This is a genomic window from Actinomyces israelii, assembly GCF_030253495.1.
In the GTDB taxonomy this organism is placed as follows: Bacteria; Actinomycetota; Actinomycetes; order Actinomycetales; family Actinomycetaceae; genus Actinomyces; species Actinomyces israelii.
Map to the genome: position 1 here is coordinate 2,175,819 of NZ_CP124548.1, position 17,579 is coordinate 2,193,397.

The window sequence follows — 17,579 nt, forward strand, 5'->3', positions numbered from 1 at the left end:
GGCGCGTCCCTGTGAGCGCGACCACTTATGCTGCGCCTCCATAGCCCAACTGGCAGAGGCATCCGACTCAAAATCGGAGTGTTGTGGGTTCGAGTCCCACTGGAGGTACCGATGCGCGGCGGGCCCCGCACCCAGAAGGTGCGGGGCCTCACCATGCCTCTCGGCGTCCCTCGGCCCGCTGCCTGCGGGCCGACGGGTCAGTCGAACTCGCCGACCGTGTGGACGCGGATCGAGTTCGTCGACCCGGGCGTGCCCGGGGGCATGCCCGCCACAATGATGACGGTGTCGCCGGCCTGCGCGAAGTGCCTGCGCTGGAGCAGGTCATCGACCTGGGCCACCATCGCATCGGTGTGCTCGACCTCCGGCACCTCGTAGCACTGCACGCCCCAGGACACCGCCAGCTGGTTGCGCGTGGAGCGCAGCGGGGTGAAGGCCAGCAGCGGGAGGGGCGAGCGCAGCCGCGACAGGCGCCGGGCCGTGTCGCCGGACTGGGTGAAGGTCACCAGGTGGGTGACGTCGAGCTGCTCGCCCATCTCGGCGGCCGCGCGCGTCAGGGCGCCGCCGCGAGTCTGGGGGTAGGAGCCCAGACCGGGGATGCGGTCCCCGCCGTTCTCCTCTACGTTCTCAATGATGCTGGCCATCGTGCGCACGGCCTCGATCGGGTAGGCGCCCACCGAGGTCTCGCCGGAGAGCATGACGGCGTCGGCGCCGTCGAGGATGGCGTTGGCGCAGTCGGAGGCCTCGGCCCGGGTGGGGCGCGGGTTCTGGATCATGGACTCCAGCACCTGGGTGGCGACGATGACCGGCTTGGCCTGGCGCCGGGCCAGCTCGATGGCCCGCTTCTGGACCAGCGGCACGGCCTCCAGCGGCATCTCGACGCCCAGGTCGCCGCGGGCGACCATAATGCCGTCGAAGGCGGAGACGATGTCGAAGAGGTTGTCCACCGCCTGGGGCTTCTCGATCTTGGCGATGACGGGGATACGCACCCCGGCTTCGTCCATAATGTCGTGGACGTCCTTGATGTCGTCGGCGCTGCGGACGAAGGACAGGGCGATGAGGTCGGCGCCGATCTTGATGGCCCAGCGCAGGTCATCGCGGTCCTTCTCGCTCAGGGCCGGCACCGAGACGGCGACGCCGGGAAGGTTGAGGCCCTTGTGGTTGGAGACGTAGCCGGGCACCTCGACCTTGGTGACGACGTCGGTGTCGGTGACCGTGATGACGCGCACGGCGACGTTGCCGTCGTCGATGAGGAGGCGGTCGCCGGGGCGGCAGTCCCCCGGCAGGCCCTTGAAGGTCGTCGAGACGCGCTTGACGGTGCCCAGGATGTCGTCGGTGGTGATTGTGAACTCGTCGCCCTTGTTGAGCATGACCTTCTGGTCGTTGACGAAGGTGCCCAGGCGGATCTTGGGGCCCTGAAGATCGACGAGGATGGCTACGGGGCGCCCGGAGGTCTCGGCGGCGTCCCGCACGCGGGCGATGACGTCCTCCTGGTCCTCGGCGCGTCCGTGGGAGCGGTTGATGCGTGCGACGTTCATGCCGGCGTCTACAAGCGCCTGCACGTGCTCGGGAGAATCGGTGGCTGGTCCCAGGGTGCATACGATCTTTGCTCTGCGCATGAGGCCTAGCCTACACGCCCCGCGTGCCGCGGCTCCGGCCGAATTCGGCCAAATCTTGACGGGTGCGGGGCGGGCCGCGCCCCGCACCGAGGCGCCCAGCACCGGTTCCCGTACCGGCGCCGCCCGAGCGTGCCGCCGGTCCCGGGCGGACCGGAAGGCGGACAAGGGCCGGTCCCTGCGCTCCGGCGTCGACGGGGACAGGTGCCACCGTGGCCGGTCAGGATGAGTCCGTCTTCGTCAGGGCCCATGACGCCGAGTACATCCGAGCTTCCAAGCGGCCCCCCATGACGGCGACCCCGCGCGTCTGCGCCCCTGACGTCAAGGACAACGCCCAGCGCAAGGATCTCGTCCTGGCCTCGATGGATGATGAATCCGTCTACGGCTCCGACCTCTACGGGCTCGAGTTCGGCAGGGCCGTGGAGCACGGACTGCTCACCAACTACAAGGCCCTGGTGCTCACGGTCTCCGAGGCCCAGGTGAGCCGCGCCCTTCAGAGCTCCTTCGCCGCCAACGGCGACCTTGCACTGGATGATGCCGCCAGGATCGTCGGCTGTTGGAACGCCTTGGCCAAGCAGACCCAGGACCCCGCCGACTACGAGGCGGATCCGGGAGTCATGCGCACAGCGGTCGCCTTCGCCAGCGATATCAGGACCTCCGAGCGCTTCGCCGGGGCAGACGACGGAGTGGCGGATATGAACCTGGAGCGGACCCGTCAGGCCAGCGAGGCCCCCGGCAATGCTCTGTCCCTTGGGCCCGTCATGTGGACGGCACCGTGAACGCCATGGAGCGCAACGAGGCAAGCGCGCGCCGATGGAGGGGGGCTCCTGCCGCACCCCCACCAATGCGCGCTGCCTGAGTGAGGGCGTGGACGTGCCCGCGCTGATGGTAATAAGTTGAACGAGCTGCACGCCAGCGAGATCCTCCTGCTCGCCTACTACATCGCCTGCGCCAGCATCGAAGTGGCATACCGCAACCTGGCTGTGGAGGCCGGGATCCTCGAGGCGGAGCAACAGATGGCTCCGGAGGGAGGGGTGGAAGAGCGTGTCCTCTTCCGCCCTTCGAGGGGCTCGTCCTGGCGGACACCTTCCAGATGACAGAGGACGGCGATGTCCTGGACCGCACCGTCTTCGCCCGCAACAACGAGCGTGCCGAGGCCCAGTCGGGCCTGGACATCCTCCTACATCCGTGCGATCCGCTGGGCCACTGACCGACTGGGTGAGGCTGGCCCGCCGTCCGTCGTCGGGTCGAAAACGCCCGGCTCCTTACGGCCCGGCCAGCCGCACCCACTTCCATGGGGACGCCTAAACACCGGAGGCCGGCTGGCCAGCTCATCGAGTCATCGATCAATAGGTTCATCCACACACTCAAACCCCTCCAAGAGGTCATCGTCAGCATCAACAGCCACAAGCCCCCCTGCCACTGGCGTACTAACCGTCAGGAGTCGGGCAAGACGACTCCCGCAACAAGGCCTAGAAGACTGTCGCCGCAGAAAAATAGCAGAATCATAGTCATCGCACGCCTTGGCGGGCTGCTGAAAATATGATCGACCGCAATGACTGGCCGGACTACAGATAAGCGGCTTCTGAAGGGTTGACGTCCTTGGCACTGGCCATCGAAGGGCGGCCGGAGTCATCGGTGAAGATCATTGCGGATCGATAGGGCCGAGATCTCCACCAGATCTCCACCAGGTCCCATGACGACGTGATGAGCCCCGAGGCACACAATCGTTGCGGCACTCTTGGCCATGTCCGGAACCAGGATCGTGAGTTCACGGCATCGTGCCTGCATGGAGCGAACCGTGCGGAGCGCCGTCTCGCCATCACCGCCCGGAGAGCACAGCAAGAGGTGCAGGTCCTTAGCGGAACCACAGTCGACCAGGAGCGCCTCGAGGATCGTCATGCCGGTAGCGGTGATCTGGTCAATGACCACGATCAGATTTGCCCCACTGAGTTCTTGATATTGCGCAGTCAGCTCCCGGCGGACATAACGACCCGTGTGCTCGGCGTGCGGGCGGACATCAGATCCTGCCGACCACGGGGCGGAAGCTCTTGATCTTGCCACTGCGCAGCTCGGCGCCCGGGCTGCGAGCCTCCTTCGCACGTTGTACCTGAGCCGCCCAGCCCTGTTCCTGTTTCTCCGTCGAGGGGCGGAGCGCCGGCGTCGTGGGAGGATGCCCAGCAGGTGTTGCAGAAGACGTCGTCGTCATCATGCACCTCCTGGAGCAGTAAGGACTTCGTCCATGATATGGGCCCAAGGGCCTAGTCTGCAGTGACCCAGTCACCCAACCACCCGGGCAGAGGTGCTGGGCGCCGGGGAACCGCGGCCCTGCCGTGCGATCCGAAGCCTGGATGCTGAACCGCTCCTCCCGCTGCTGCGAGCGCAGCGTCCCGCTACTCGGCCCCGCGGTCGTCGTCGTGCGTGTCCGCCGCCGCGGGCCTCTCACCAGGCTCCTCGGCATTTGCGTCAGCCTCCGCGCCCGCAGCCCCGGACGGCGCATCCGCCTGACCGGGCGCACCTGCCTCGGCACATGCATCGTCTGCCCCATCGGGCGAGTCCGCAGCAGGCTTCTCGTCCGGCTTCTCGGGATCAGGATCCCCCGCCTCATCCGCCTCGCCCGGCCCGTCCGCCGTCTCGGGCCCGGCTTCGGCCGCCTCGGCCTCAGAAGCACCGCCCTCCCCGGCACCCTCGGTGACCGCGTCGTCGAGGTGGCGGCGCGAGACCATGATGTAGCCGACCAGGCCGAGCAGGAAGACGAGTATCGAGGTCCACACGTTCAGGCGCATCCCGAGCACGCGGTGGGCCTCATCGACGCGCAGGACCTCGATCCACACGCGCCCCGAGGTGTAGACCATGAGGTAGGCCCACATGAGCCGGCCGCCCACCGCCCCGTCGCGGCGCGCCAGGTAGCGCCCGAGCCAGACGAGGAGGGCGGCGCCCGCCGCGTTCCACAGCGCCTCGTACAGGAATGTCGGGTGGAACAGGGTGCCCGGGGCGTACCCGACCGGCAGGTGGGCCCTGTCGATCTCCAGGCCCCAGGGCAGGGTGGTGGGCCCGCCGAACAGCTCCTGGTTGAAGTAGTTGCCGAAACGCCCCAGCGCCTGGGCGATCAGGATCGTCGGGGCGGCGGCGTCGAAGAAGGGCCCCAGCCGCAGCCCGCGCCGGCGGAGCATCCAGACGCCGGCGGCCACCCCGAAGGCCACGCCTCCCCAGATGCCCAGCCCACCGTGCCAGATCTGCGGGATGAGGGCCGGGTCCCCACCCGGACCGAGGTAGGCGTCCGGCGAGGTGACCACATGGTAGAGCCGCGCGCCGACAATGCCGACCGGCACCGCGACCAGGGCGACGTCCAGGGCCGTGTCGCGCGGCCCGCCCAGCGCCCGGTAGCGGCGGTCGGTCCACCACACCGCCACGAAGACGCCGGCGAGGATGCACAGGGCGTAGGCGCGCAGCGGGAGCGGCCCGATATGCCACACGCCCTGGGCGGGGCTCGGAATGGAAGCGGTGAGCACTCAGAGAACCTCTCTATGGGCTGAGGGGAGGAGCGCCGGGTGGCTGCCTGCGGCGACCAGCTCGGCGACGAACTGCTGGGGGTCGGCCGAGCGGATGACGGCCTCCCCCACGACGACGATATCGGCCCCCGCACGCGCGTAGCTCATGACATCGTGCGGCCCGGAGACGCCGCCGGTGGCCATGCGGGTCACCGACGCGGGCAGCACCTCGGCAACCTGCTCGAAGCGGGAGCGGTCGATAGCCCGGGTGTCCGGATCGCGCGCATCGACCGACACGTAGCGCGCGCCCGCCGACACCGCCGTCAGCGCCTCGCGCCGGGAGTGGGCCTCAACGACCGCCGCCATGCCCAGGGAGTGCGTGCGCTCAATGAGCGACTCCAGGACGAGCGGGGCGAGGCGGGCGTCCAGGACGAGCATGTCGGCCCCGTGGGCACGCGCCTCATGAACCTGGTAGGGGGTGACGATGACGTCGTTGGCGAGCACGGGCACGTCCACGGCCCCGCGCACCGCGTCCAGGTCCGCCAAGCGCCCGCGGGAGCGGATCGGCTCGGTGACCACGGACACGCAGGCGGCCCCGCCGGCCTCGTAGAAGCGGGCGAGGACGGCCACGTCGCCGACCCCGGACAGGTCGGCGAAGGTCGCGGTGGCGCGCTTGACCTCGGCGATCACGGACACGACCCGCCCGGGGGCTCGCAGCGCCGAGGCGACATCGCGCGCGGTGGGGCCCGATCGGGTCCTCTCGCGCAGCTCCTTCAGCGGGGTGGATCTCTGCCGGGATGCGGCGGCGGACCGTGCGGCTGCGACCAGGTCGGCGAAGGCCATCACGGGGCGCCACCTCCTACACGCGTGATACAGGAACCGCGCGGGCGCGCCCAGCAGATGTGCCGGCGGCGCCCGCCGGGGCCATCGTCCCCGGCGGGCGCCGCCGAGGCAAATCCGCTCAACCGGTGGGACGCTCCCCCACCACCGCCGCGAGATCTCCACCGGCCCCGAAGCAGGTGCGCTCACCGGTGTGGCAGGCGGCCCCGACCTGATCGACCTCGACCAGCAGGGCATCGCCGTCGCAGTCGATGCGGACGGCCTTGACGTACTGGTGGTGACCCGAGGTGTCGCCCTTGCGCCAGTACTCCTGACGGGAGCGGGACCAGAAGGTGACTCGGCCCTCACTCAGGGTGCGGGCCAGCGCCTCGTCGTCCATCCACCCGACCATGAGGACCTCGCGGGTGTCGTACTGCTGGACGACGGCGGCGACGAGCCCCGCCGCGTCGCGCTTGAGCCGGGATGCGATTGAGCGAGGAAGAGTCACGACGGCGATTCTTCCACGCCGGGCGCCCACGAGCCGCCGGTCGGGCGCTCGCGCCGGCTCCGGGCACTGCGTTCGGCCCGATCCCGCGGGCAGGAGCCGACTCCGCCGTGTCGTCCGGCAGCCGCGCTCAGCCCGCCGGGCCCAGGAGCGGGCCCAGGTAGACCCACATGCCCGGCAGGTTGCGCACGACGGCGAACACCGCGGCGACGGCGAAGAGCGCCACTGCCTCGTGCGCGGACACGAAGGGGCGGGTGCCGCCGGCGCGGCGACTGACCAGCCAGCGCACCACGAGGAGGACGGCGAGCACCTCAAACCCCAGGGCGAAGGGGTTGTAGCCGATCGCCTCGGTCAGGTTGCCGTGGAGGAGCGCCCGAGTCGCCCGCGTGCCGCCGCACAGGGGGCACCACATGCCGGTCGTGCGGTGCAAGAAGCACAGGTCCGGGCCGGCCGCGGAGGGGCGCAGGCCGCCGATAACGACCAGTGCGCCGGGGAGACAGGCCGCGGCCACCATGACGCCCACGCGGGAGCGATGATGACCGCGACCATGCCCGTCGAAGGGGGAGCCGCAGGCTCCGGTCATCATGAAGCGTTGCCGACGATCTGGCCCAGGATGCCGGTGCTCAGGGCAATAATGGTCCACACGATCGACAGCGACCCCATAATGAGGCCGGCGATGGCCATGCCCTTATTGGAGGCGCGCCCCTCCTTGGCGGCCTGCATCCCGAGGTAGCCCAGGATGATTGCGGGAATACCGGTGAAGAGCCCGCAGCAAACCAGGCTGGCGATACCCAGTCCCAGCGCCCAGCCGCCCAGGTTGTTCTTCTCCGTCGATGCCCCAAAGGGGCTCATTCCCGGGGCGTACCCCCCCCCACCGGGCTGCGCCTGGCCCGGGTACTGCTGATAACCGGGCTGACCACTCGGATAGGCGCTCGGGTCGTTCGAGCCGCCGTAAGGGTTCTGATTCGGGTCGTAGTTCGTCATGGATGCACTCTTCGCTTGGGAACAACATTGCGGAAACTCGTGGAGCATACCTCAAGAAGGGAACTCGTCGAGCATACCGGGGACGAGACTACATGTTCTGACCGATCTGCGCCCACCCCTCACGAGCGCGGGCAGATCACCTCACCGGGTGGCCCGCATCGCGCAGGGCCCTCTTGGCCGCCCCGATGGTCAGCGTGCCGTAGTGGAAGACGCTCGCCGCCAGCACCGCGTCCGCGCCGTGGTCCGCGGCCGCAGCGAAGTCCTCGGCCCGGCCCGCACCGCCGGAGGCGATCAGCGGGACACTCACCTCGCCCCGGACGTCGTCGAGCATCTGCAGGTCGAAGCCGCCGGTCACGCCGTCGGCGTCCATGGAGTTCAGCAGGATCTCGCCCACCCCCAGGTCGACTGCCCGCACCGCCCAGCGGACGGCGTCGATGCCGGTGGAGCGGCGCCCGCCATGGGTGGTGACCTCGTACCCCGACGGGGTGCTCACGCCCTCCGGGCAGCGCCGCGCGTCCACCGACAGCACCAGCACCTGGTTGCCGAAGCGCTCGGCGACCTCGGACAGCAGCCCGGGCCGGTTGATGGCGGCGGTGTTGATGCCGACCTTGTCCGCCCCGGCACGCAGGAGGCGGTCGACGTCCTCGACGCTGCGAACCCCTCCACCCACGGTCAGTGGCACGAAGACCTGCTCCGCGGCGGCCGAGACGACCTCCAGCATGGTGGACCGGCCCTCTGCGGAGGCGGACACGTCCAGGAAGGTGATCTCGTCGGCGCCCTGGGCGTCGTAGCGCTTGGCGAGCTCCACCGGGTCGCCCGCGTCCCGCAGGCCCGTGAAGTTCACTCCCTTGACCACGCGCCCGTCCTTGACGTCAAGGCACGGGATGACGCGGACGGCGACGCTCATAGCAGCTCCTGAACGGATGAGGGGTGCGGATCGTATCAGGGCGGCGCGCGGGCGCCGCCTACTGGTTGGTGGCGCCCGGACTGGCCCCCGGAGTCACGTGCACGGTTCCGGGGCCGGGATCGGGGCTCTCGCTGGGTAAGGCGGCGGTGTCGGCTCCCCCGTCGTCGTCGATGGCCAGGACGTCGATGACAACGGCGACCGCCCCCTCGCCGGCTGCCTGGTCCGCGGGGATGGCGATGACGACCCGACTGCCCACCTGGATGTCAACCAGGTGCTCCTTGACTCCCGCCAGGGCGTTGTTCATGTTGATCGTGCCCGGCGGGGTGGTCGTGCCGTAGGTGGTGGCGTGCTGCACGCCGTCGGCCCAGCTCACGGTGGAGTACCTGGCCAGGACGGTGCAGTCGGCCTGGACCTGGGGTCCGTCGCCCTGCACGAGGACGGCGGCGGTCGAGCGCGTGGGCGCCGGAAGCCCCTGCACGGACAGCCCCGCCGTGCCATCGGCGTTCATCGTCACCGTCGGCATGCCCTCCGCAGGCTCTTGAGCCGTTCCGGTCGCGGTGGTGGGCAGGATGTCGATCACCGTGATCTCAGTGGTCTTGGTCTGGTCGTCCCTTGTCTGCGGAGCGCGCACGACAATGCGTGAGCCCTCGGTGACCCCCGTAACCGCATTGGCGAGATCGGTTCCGATCTTGTCGGCGTCGAGCGTGCCGGGATACAGACGCGTCCCCGTCGCGGTACCGGTGACGTTCGTGCCGTCGTTGCCGTCGAAGACCGCCACGGACAGCAGGACGGCGTCGCCGGCGCCCAGGACACGGCCCTCGCCCATGACGACCTGATCGGTACTCATGACCGTGGCGGGGGTGAGATGGCCCTTGAGCGACAGGACGGGAAGGGCTCCCACGCGTCCGGCGACCTCTAGCACCGTATCGAGCGGGCCGTCCGCACTGACGCTTCCACCGGGATTCGTGCCCGAGGACCCGAGGGAACCCGCCAGCCCCCCCCACACGCGCGCCACGACCAGGGGCGCGGCAACAATGGCCACCGTCGCCACGACCGCCAGGATGACGGCGACGCGTCCTCGCGGCCGGGGGCGTCCCAGCGCGGCGCCGATCGCGCGCTGGGCGCCCGTGGAGGTGGGGGGCTCGGCCGGTGAGGGCGCCGACGGCGGCGCCTCTGCAGGCCCGGTCCCGGGCGACGCGGCCATCGGGGCGGAGGCGGCGCGACGGGGCGCCCCGGCCGCCGGCTGCTCGGCGCGCCCCGCCGGGCCGTACTGCGCCCAGGGCGCCCCCGGGGCGGGCGGCGCGGCGCGGTGGGGGTCTGCGACCTGACGGGCACGCTCCAGCTCACGCTTTTGGCGACGCGTCAACGGCTGGCCGTCCTGCCCCACCTGGGGCAGTCGTGTCGTTTCGCGGGGGGAGGGTGAGAAGGTAGCCATCGGACTTTCCAGTCTGCCAGATGTTGTCGTGCCGCGTCTCAGACGCCGGCGGGTGAATCGGCGGCGGGGGTCCCGTCAGGCGCGTCCATGGCCCTCATGAGTGCGTCGACCCGCTCATCGACGGCGCTGAAGGGGTCGCGCAGGGCGACGGGCCGGGTGCGGCCGTCGTCGAGGCGCAGGTTCACCCAGTCGGCCGACAGGTCCCGGCGCAGGTCCTGCGCCCGCCCGATCGCCGTGCCCCGCAGGTGCGCGCGCGTGGTGGCCGGCGGGGTGTCGACGGCGGCGCGGCACGCCTCCTCGCCGACGAAGCGCCGCAGCAGCCCAGCCCGCTCCAGCTTCAGGCGCAGTCCGTCGCTCGGGCTCACGTCGTGGTAGGCCAGGGCGAGCCGCGCCAGGCGCGGGTCGTCGAGCCCGACGCCGGTGCGCTCGGCGTAGCGGGTCAGGAGCTGGTGCTTGGCCGCCCAGTCCAGGTCCTCGGCCACGTCCTGGGGCCTGCCCGAGCCCACGGCCTCAAGCCCCCGCTCCCACAGGTTGAGGACGTGGCGCTGCAGACCTGTCAGGTCCAGGTTCCGGGCGTGCTCGCTCACCCTGGCCAGGTGCTCGGTCTGCAGGTCCACCGGCGTCATGGTGCGTCCGTCGGCGAGCTCCAGGGCGACCGAGCCGGTCAGGTCGTGGCAGGTGTCGCGAATGGCCCTCATGGGGATGGCGAGCTGGAGGTCCGCCAGGCTCCCGCCCTCCTCGAGGTAGTCCAGCAGCAGGTCCATGGCCCCGACCTTGAGGAGGGTGGAGCCCTGGGCGATATTGGAGTCGCCGACGATCACGTGCATGCGCCGGTAGAGCTCGGCGTCGGCGTGGGGCTCGTCGCGGGTGTTGATCAGGGGGCGGGCGCGAGTGGTCGCCGAGGAGACGGCGTCCTCCATCTGGTCGGCCCGCTGGGAGAAGACGTAGCGTGCGGGGGCCCGGCCGCCGCCGGGCAGGATGTGCCCGGCGCCGACGAGGATCTGGCGGGTGACCAGGTGGGGCACGAGGGTGCGGGCGTCGTTCCAGAAGCTGCCGCGGCGGTGCACGAGGTAGTTCTCGTGGCAGCCGAAGCCGGCGCCCTCGGCGTCGAGGTTGTTCTTGAGCAGGTGGATGCGGCCGGGTACGCCCCGCCGGGCCAGGCTGGCGCTGGCCTGCTCGGCCAGGTCGGCCATGGTGATCTCCCCGGCCCGGTCCTGGGCGAGCAGGTCCTCCAGGCGGTCGCACTCCGCGGTGGCGAACTCGGGGTGGGAGCCGACGTCGAGGTAGAGGCGGGCCCCGCCGCGGGTGAAGACGTTGGAGGAGCGGCCCAGGCGCACGACGGGCTCGAAGAGCTCGCGTGCGGCGTGGTCGGCGTCCAGGGGCGGAGGGCCTCCCGTCGTCGAGGCGCAGGTGATGCCGTACTCGGTCTCCACGCCGATGATCCGCCGCGCCGGTCTGTGCGGGCGCGGCACTCCTATTCGCCGCCCTTCTGGACGAATCCCTGCACGAAGGCCGCGGCGTTGGTCTCCAGGACGGAGTCGATCTCGTCGAGGATGTCGTCGACGCCGGCCACCTGGGCCTGGCCGACCGCCTCGGAGGCCTCGTCGCCGCCGTGGCCCCCGGTGGGCTGGATCTGCTCGTGGGTGCTCATGGTGCCTCCTGCCTGACTCGGGGCGCCGCCCGGCGCTCCTGTGGGTTCAGTCTGCCCCCAGGCCCCGGTGTGGCCCAATTGTGACCTGGACCTGGCCCAGCACGTCGGCGACCCGCTGCGCATCGGCCCGCACGTCGTCCGGCAGGGCGAGCCGCAGCAGGCGCTCGTGGTCGGGCAGGTCCAGCACCAGGCTCGTCCAGGAGGCCGCGACGACCTCGGCGTGACGGGCCACGGCCGGCCCGCGGATGGCGGCGCGCGTTCCGGACGGCGGGGAGCCAGCGGCGGCCTCGACCTCGGCGTCGGTGGTCAGGCGGCGGGTGTGGCCCGCCGCAATGAGCCGCTCCGCCACGCCGTGGCCGGTGCGCAGGTCGGCCCACTGGATGTCGAGGGCCGCCAGGCGCGGGTCGTCCCAGCCCGCGCCGGTCCTGGCGCGCATGGCGTCGCACAGCTGCTTCTTGGCGACCCACTCCACGAGCGCGGCGGCGCGTGTGGTGGCCCCGGGCTCTCCGGAAGCACCCTGCGCCGCCGCGTAGCACTCCAGCGCGGTGAGGGTCTCCTCCCACAGGGCGACGGCGAAGGCCGTCTCCTCGCCGACGTGCTCGCGACCGGTGCCGCCGTAGTCCTCCTTCAGGGCGTCCGCGACCGCCTCCAGGTGCGCCCGCTGGATCTCCAGGGCCGTCATCGGGCCGGAGACCGTGACCAGGGGGCGGGTCAGGGCGGTGTCGTGGGAGGTCGCCCAGTGCTCCTCCACCGGGTCGTGGACCAGGCGCAGGGGCGCCAGGGAGCCCAGCCGGTCCCGGCGGGCCGCCGCCCGCTCGAGGTACCACAGGAGCAGGTCGGTGGTGGCGACCTTGAGGTAGATGGGGGCGTCGAAGCGGTTGGCGTCGCCGTTGATAATGTGCAGGCGGCGGAAGCGCGCGGCGTCCGCGTGCGGCTCGTCGCGGGTGTTGACGATCGGACGGTTGAAGGTGGTCTGCAGGCCGACGTCGCTCTCGACGTAGTCGGCGCGCTGGCTCATCTGGAAGCCGGGGCGCTGGGAGCGCTGGCCGATGCCCACGCGCCCGGCCCCCGCGATGACGGGGCGGGTGACGAGGAAGGGGATGAGGGCCGGGACGAGGTCGCTGAAGGCGAGGTCGCGGCGCACCAGGTAGTTCTCGTGGGAGCCGTAGGTCGCGCCCTTGCCGTCGACGTTGTTCTTGTACAGGACGACCTCGCCGGGCACCACTCCCCCGGCGCCCTCGGCCAGCGCGATCATGGCCCGCCGGGCGACCAGCTCGCCGGCGCGGTCCCACACGACGGCGTCGTGGGGCGTGAGGACCTCCGGGGAGGAGTACTCGGGGTGGGCGTGGTCGACGTACAGGCGGGCGCCGTTGGTCAGCACCACGGTGGAGGCGCGCGGAAGCGCGGCCTCAGCCGCGTTGGGGCGCGGCCTGGTCCCCCACGGGGCGGGCGGCGGGTCCGCCTCCGTGGGCTCTCCCAGGCCGTCGCGAAGCGGCGACCGGGACGCCGGCCGCCCCACCGGGGCGCCGTCCGCCGGGGCACGACCGGGATGCGCGCCGGGCCCGCGGCCGGGGGCATCGCCGGAGGGCGCGGGGCGGGCGGGGTCGTCGGTGAGCAGACTGGGGTGGGCGGCGGCCCGGTCGAGGTGCCCGCCGCGCAGGTCGGCGAGAGGGTCCTCGCCCTCGTAGTCCCAGCGCACGGCCCGCGCCGGGGCGCCGTCCGGGCCGCTCACGCCCGGACGCGAGACCATGCCGTAGGCCTCCACGACCCGGCTGGCCATGACGACGGCGCCAGCGTAGGGGTTGCCCGGCTGAAGGACCCCGAACTCGGTCTCAATGCCGACGGGCCGCGTCACCGGGCCGAAGGCTGGTGCGGGCTGGCTCATGCGCCCTCCCTCGACGTCTCGGCCGGTGCGGCGGTCAGGCGCCGCACTAGGCGGATGGGCTCGCCGCGGCGGCCGACGAGGCGGGCCCAGTCCTCCGGGCCGGCGGCGCCGGTGATCTCCTCGTTCTGGCGGGACTCGGCCGCGACGGCCTCCAGGACGCGGGCGGTGGACAGCCCGCCGCTTCCGCCGTCCAGCTCGTCCTTGATGGCGGCGGTCTTGGCGCGCGCGACGATGGCGGCGAGCATGGCGCCGCTGGCGAGGTCGGCGAGGTGGAGGGTCTCCCGCGCGCCGGAGGCGTAGGTGATCTCGAGCGCCTCGGTGTCGGGGGAGCGGGCGTACAGGGCGCGGACGGCGGCCCGGCGCATGGAGACGGCGGCCGCCTCCCGGTCGCCGCCGGCGGCGGCGAGCTCCGCCGGGTCGAGCGGCAGGTCGGCAGTGAGGTACTTCGACAGGATCTCCAGGGCGCCGTCGGCGTCGGGCCGTCCGACGCGGATCTTCACGTCGAGGCGTCCCGGGCGCAGGATGGCGGGGTCGATCATGTCCTCCCGGTTGGAGGCCCCGATAATGACGACGTTGCGCAGGGACTCCACGCCGTCGATCTCCGCCAGGACCTGCGGGACGATCATGGTCTCGACATCGGAGGACACCCCGGTGCCGCGGGTGCGGAACAGGGCCTCCATCTCGTCGAAGAAGATGACGACGGGCCGGTCCTCGGCGGCGACCTTGCGGGCCTGAACGAAGATGGCGCGGATCTGCCGCTCGGTCTCGCCGACGAACTTGCTCAGCAGCTCGGGGCCCTTGATGTTGAGGAACGCGGCGGGAGGCCTGCTCGCCTCCGGGCCTCCGGCCGGGGTCGCCGAGCCCGCCAGGGACGTGGCCACGGCCTTGGCGATGAGCGTCTTGCCGCAGCCGGGCGGGCCGTACAGGAGCAGCCCCTTGGGAGCGCGCAAGCCGTAGGCGCGGTACAGGTCGGGGTGGGTGAAGGGCAGCTCGAGGGCGTCGCGGATCTGGTCGATCTGGGGGCCGAGGCCCCCGATGTCGTCCCAGGAGACGTCGGGGGTCTCGGTGACCACGAGATCCTCGACGCTGGTGCGCTCGATCAGGGCGGTGGCGATGCCGGCGCGCGGGTCCGCGGCCAGGGTGTCGCCGGGTTTGAGGGTGTCGGGGCGCAGGTGGCCCGCCAGGTGGACGACGCGGGTGGCGCCCGACCCGGTGGCAACCAGGGCGCGGGACGCGCCGGAGGCGGAGGGGGTCAGGACCTCCTCCAGGGTGACGGCCTCGCCGGTGTCGGGGGCCGGCAGGGCGTCGACGACGAGCATCTGGTCGTTGACGGCGACTAGCTGCCCGACGGCCAGGTCGTCGGCGTCGAGGCGCGTATGCAGGCCCAGGCGCATGGGCCGCCCGCCGAGCACGACGTCGACCTCCCCCGGCGGCTCGGGGTGCGCGGCGGTCTCCTGCCGCCCGGCACCCGGGGCGGGAGGCCGGGCGGAGACACCGGTGAGCAGCGCGAGGGTGACCGGCGGCCGGGTGACGGTGTCGAGCTGGGCGCCCAGCTCGGTGATGCGCTCGCGGGCGGCGGTGAGCGCCGCGACGAGGCGCTCGTTCTTCGCGGCCAGGCTGACGGCCTCGGTGCGGGCCTCGCGCAGCTGGTGGCTGGCGAAGCCGGGCGAGGGCATGCCCAGGGGCCGGACGTCAGGCACGGTGCTGCACCTCCTCGGCCTCCTCACCGACGGCCGCCGGGCCGCCGGACAGGACGGGGGTGGCGTCCTCGGGCTGCTTGGCGATGCAGTCGCGCAGGACGCGGCGGACCTTGCGGTCGCTGCTCACGCGCTCCCCCACGTCCTGCGGCGCCCAGTAGCCGCCGTCGTCGTAGGCGCCGCGGGCGGGCGGGCGCTTGCGGCTCAGGGGGCGCGAGCCGGCGGCCAGGCGCCGGGCGGTGATGAGGAAGCCGGTGTGGGCGACCATGCGGTGGTCGGGGCGCACGGACAGGCCGTCGACGTTCCAGGTGCGCACCATGGACTCCCAGGACTCGGGCTCGGTGAACAGGCCGCAGTGGCGCAGGGCCTCGACGGCCCGGGAGAGCTGGGTGGTGGTGGCGACGTAGGCCAGGAGGAGGCCGCCGGGGGCGAGCGCGCGGGCGCAGGCGGCGACGTTCTCCCAGGGGGCCAGCATGTCCAGGACGATGCGGTCGATGGAGGCCGCCTCTATGCGGGTGTCGACCACCTCGGCGAAGTCGCCGGTGCGCAGCTCCCAGGCCGGGTGGTGGCCGCCGAACCAGGAGTCGACGTTGGAGGCGGCGATCCGGGCGAAGTCGGGGCGCCGCTCGATGGAGACCAGGCGCCCGTCCTCGCCGATGGCGGACAGCAGGCTCATGGTCAGCGCCCCCGAGCCGACGCCGGCCTCCAGGACGCGCGCGCCGGGGAAGATGTCGCCCATGGCGACGACCTGGCCGGAGTCCTTGGGGTAGACGACCTGGGCGCCGCGGGGCATGGACAGGACATAGTCGGTGAGCAGGGGGCGCAGCAGGAGGAGCTCGTGGCCGGTCTCGGTGGTCAGCACGGTGCCCTCCTCCAGGCCGACGACGTCGCGGTGGCGGAAGCTGCCGCGTCGGGACTGGAAGCAGCCGCGGGGGTCGAGCCGGAAGGTGTTCCTGGCGCCCTTGGTGTCGGTGACCTGAATGCGCTCGCCGTAGCGGAAGGGGCCGCGGCGTCCGGCCTGGCCAAGGGTCTCCTGGGTGACGGACCGCGCGGGGGGCGCGGGCACCGGCTGCGCGGCCCGGCGGGGCTCGCGCGCGCCGTCGGGGCCGCCGGCCTCGCCCGCGTCGCCGTGCCGGCCGGCGCGGGAGACGACGGCGTCCCCGCTCGGCTCATGGTCCCCGGAGTTCTGCTCGCTCATCGAGGACGAGTCTAGTAAGTGCCGTGCGCCCGCCACCCAGTGGTCCGCAGGGCGGTACGCGGCGGCGGACGACGACCGCGTCACGGCCCTCGCGATCGTCCCGGCCGGGCCCTGGAACCGGCCCTCAGGAGCGTGCGGGCCGGTGCGCGACGACGAGCAGCTGGAGCGGGAGCCTGTTGCCCATCACCGGGTCGGTGAAGCGGTAGCCCTCCTCGCAGGGCTCCATGAGGTCCGGCCACCGGCACCAGGCGGAGATGCGGGTCTCGACGACCTCGGCAACCGCGCTGCGGGCGTCGTAGACATTGGCCCCGACCAGCTCGACGGCGGAGGCGGCGCGCGCGGCCAGGGCGCGGGCCCGCCTCAGCGACTGCGGCAAGAAGTCGAGGCCCGGTCGTCCCAGTTGGCGCGGTTGTCCGCGAAGTGACCGGCGTGGTCCGTCTGCGGTCTCATGGAGGAAGCCCATCCGGGCGCCCGCGGCCCCCGGGCCGGTCGTCCGCGCGGGCTCGAAGGCCGCTGTCAGGCGCCGCCGCCCGAGTCGGCCTTGCCGTCCTTGCCGTCCTTGCCGTCCTTGCCGTCCTCCCGGTCGCCGGCCAGCAGGCGGCCGGCGGTCACGAGGGTCAGGCCCCGGGTCTGCAGCGCGGCGATCGACTCCCCCATGGCGCGCAGCAGCTCCTCGCTGGGCTGGGTGCGGCCGTCGTGGCACAGGATCACCGAGCCTGCGTGAGCCGTGCCGGTCACGTCCGCCGCCAGCTGCGCCGTCGGCGTGTGCTCGCTCCACAGCAGGATGTCCAGCCCCCGCTCCGCGGCCACCATGAGGGCGGGCGCGTCGATGCGGCCATAGGGCGGGCGCCACAGCGCGGGCCTCGGCGCACCGGCGTCCTGGATCGCCGTGATCGTGCGATCCACCGAGTCCCGCAGCTCGTCGACCTCCACCCCGTAGACGTCAGTGTGGACCCAGTTGTGGATGGCGACCTCGTGCCCGGCCTCCGCCTCGCGGGCGACGAGCTCGGGGTGGGCCGCAACCGCCTCGCCCAGCACGAAGAAGGTCGCGGGAGCGCCCAGCTCGGCGAGGATGTCGAGGACGAGCGGCGTCCAGCGCGGATCCGGCCCGTCGTCGAAGGTGACGCAGACCTCGCCGCGGTCGGACGATCCCTGGAAGAGCACGCGAGTCGCGTACCGGCCCGGCTTCGCGGGCCGCGGCGCCACGCGCGCCGTGGGCGGCAGGTGCGTGCCGGCATAGCGCACGGCGCCCGCACCGGCCCCGCCGCCGACGGCGAGGGCCGCGGCGCCCGCGAGCCCGGCGCGCAGGACGCCTCGTCGACCGGGGCGATCCGGCCAGCCGGGAGCGGGCGTACGTTCGGGCACCGCGTAAGCGTAGACCAGCGCGGCCGCAA

At 72.3% G+C, this 17,579-nt stretch carries 19 protein-coding genes and 1 tRNA gene; 3 read left to right on the top strand and 17 right to left on the bottom strand.

Annotated elements, in window-relative coordinates; all coding sequences use genetic code 11:
* Positions 1-34 precede the first annotated feature (34 nt).
* Positions 35-108: transfer RNA gene (locus AIF0345_RS08960), tRNA-Leu, on the top strand.
* Between the two features lie 89 nt (positions 109-197).
* Here AIF0345_RS08960 and pyk read toward each other — a convergent pair.
* Positions 198-1,616: a pyruvate kinase gene (pyk, locus tag AIF0345_RS08965; RefSeq protein WP_285295939.1), complete on the bottom strand. Its 1,419-nt coding sequence runs from the start codon at positions 1,614-1,616 to the stop codon at positions 198-200.
* A 209-nt stretch (positions 1,617-1,825) separates the two neighbouring features.
* Here pyk and AIF0345_RS08970 point away from each other — a divergent pair, with 209 nt between their 5' ends.
* On the top strand, positions 1,826-2,392 hold the full coding sequence (locus AIF0345_RS08970) for a hypothetical protein (RefSeq protein ID WP_285295940.1): 567 nt from the start codon (positions 1,826-1,828) through the stop codon (positions 2,390-2,392).
* Positions 2,393-2,509: 117 nt separating this feature from the next.
* Positions 2,510-2,710, top strand: coding sequence for a hypothetical protein (locus tag AIF0345_RS08975; RefSeq protein WP_268916303.1), 201 nt, complete (start codon positions 2,510-2,512; stop codon positions 2,708-2,710).
* Between the two features lie 535 nt (positions 2,711-3,245).
* Here the strand turns inward: AIF0345_RS08975 and AIF0345_RS08980 are convergent.
* The 16 genes from AIF0345_RS08980 to AIF0345_RS09055 form a co-directional block, all read right to left on the bottom strand.
* Positions 3,246-3,545 carry a Clp protease/crotonase-like domain-containing protein gene (locus AIF0345_RS08980; RefSeq protein ID WP_268916304.1) on the bottom strand — a complete coding sequence of 100 codons (300 nt, stop codon included), beginning with the start codon at positions 3,543-3,545 and terminating at the stop codon, positions 3,246-3,248.
* 88 nt (positions 3,546-3,633) lie between these two features.
* The gene (locus AIF0345_RS08985) at positions 3,634-3,825 is read right to left on the bottom strand and encodes a hypothetical protein (protein WP_268916305.1); all 192 of its coding nucleotides are present in this window, start codon (positions 3,823-3,825) and stop codon (positions 3,634-3,636) included.
* A gap of 181 nt (positions 3,826-4,006) precedes the next feature.
* Positions 4,007-5,125 (bottom strand): prolipoprotein diacylglyceryl transferase, encoded by a 1,119-nt coding sequence (gene lgt, locus AIF0345_RS08990; RefSeq protein ID WP_285295942.1) that lies wholly within the window; start codon positions 5,123-5,125, stop codon positions 4,007-4,009.
* Entirely contained in the window at positions 5,126-5,950 is an 825-nt protein-coding gene (locus AIF0345_RS08995) for an indole-3-glycerol phosphate synthase TrpC (RefSeq protein WP_084682262.1), read from the bottom strand. It abuts the gene before it with no gap.
* Positions 5,951-6,065: 115 nt separating this feature from the next.
* On the bottom strand, positions 6,066-6,431 hold the full coding sequence (gene hisI, locus AIF0345_RS09000) for a phosphoribosyl-AMP cyclohydrolase (protein WP_268916307.1): 366 nt from the start codon (positions 6,429-6,431) through the stop codon (positions 6,066-6,068).
* 127 nt (positions 6,432-6,558) lie between these two features.
* Complete coding sequence (locus AIF0345_RS09005) at positions 6,559-6,939, bottom strand: DUF2752 domain-containing protein (RefSeq protein WP_404976008.1); 381 nt, start codon at positions 6,937-6,939, stop codon at positions 6,559-6,561.
* A gap of 71 nt (positions 6,940-7,010) precedes the next feature.
* Positions 7,011-7,280 (bottom strand): DUF4190 domain-containing protein, encoded by a 270-nt coding sequence (locus AIF0345_RS09010; RefSeq protein ID WP_268916308.1) that lies wholly within the window; start codon positions 7,278-7,280, stop codon positions 7,011-7,013.
* Positions 7,281-7,548: 268 nt separating this feature from the next.
* Entirely contained in the window at positions 7,549-8,319 is a 771-nt protein-coding gene (gene hisF, locus AIF0345_RS09015) for an imidazole glycerol phosphate synthase subunit HisF (RefSeq protein ID WP_268916309.1), read from the bottom strand.
* 58 nt (positions 8,320-8,377) lie between these two features.
* On the bottom strand, positions 8,378-9,754 hold the full coding sequence (locus AIF0345_RS09020) for an FKBP-type peptidyl-prolyl cis-trans isomerase (RefSeq protein WP_285295943.1): 1,377 nt from the start codon (positions 9,752-9,754) through the stop codon (positions 8,378-8,380).
* A gap of 38 nt (positions 9,755-9,792) precedes the next feature.
* Positions 9,793-11,232, bottom strand: coding sequence for a Pup--protein ligase (pafA, locus tag AIF0345_RS09025; protein WP_268916373.1), 1,440 nt, complete (start codon positions 11,230-11,232; stop codon positions 9,793-9,795).
* Complete coding sequence (locus AIF0345_RS09030) at positions 11,229-11,405, bottom strand: ubiquitin-like protein Pup (RefSeq protein ID WP_043558013.1); 177 nt, start codon at positions 11,403-11,405, stop codon at positions 11,229-11,231. Before AIF0345_RS09030 ends, pafA begins: the two co-directional genes overlap by 4 nt.
* Positions 11,406-11,451: 46 nt before the next feature.
* The gene (locus AIF0345_RS09035) at positions 11,452-13,290 is read right to left on the bottom strand and encodes a proteasome accessory factor PafA2 family protein (protein ID WP_285295944.1); all 1,839 of its coding nucleotides are present in this window, start codon (positions 13,288-13,290) and stop codon (positions 11,452-11,454) included.
* Positions 13,287-14,966 carry a proteasome ATPase gene (arc, locus tag AIF0345_RS09040; protein WP_285297921.1) on the bottom strand — a complete coding sequence of 560 codons (1,680 nt, stop codon included), beginning with the start codon at positions 14,964-14,966 and terminating at the stop codon, positions 13,287-13,289. Before arc ends, AIF0345_RS09035 begins: the two co-directional genes overlap by 4 nt.
* Before the next feature lie 16 nt (positions 14,967-14,982).
* The gene (locus tag AIF0345_RS09045; protein WP_285295945.1) at positions 14,983-16,185 is read right to left on the bottom strand and encodes a tRNA (adenine-N1)-methyltransferase; all 1,203 of its coding nucleotides are present in this window, start codon (positions 16,183-16,185) and stop codon (positions 14,983-14,985) included.
* Positions 16,186-16,309: 124 nt separating this feature from the next.
* Positions 16,310-16,561 (bottom strand): hypothetical protein, encoded by a 252-nt coding sequence (locus AIF0345_RS09050; RefSeq protein ID WP_285295946.1) that lies wholly within the window; start codon positions 16,559-16,561, stop codon positions 16,310-16,312.
* Positions 16,562-16,701: 140 nt separating this feature from the next.
* Complete coding sequence (locus AIF0345_RS09055; RefSeq protein ID WP_285295947.1) at positions 16,702-17,550, bottom strand: polysaccharide deacetylase family protein; 849 nt, start codon at positions 17,548-17,550, stop codon at positions 16,702-16,704.
* Positions 17,551-17,579: the final 29 nt, after the last annotated feature.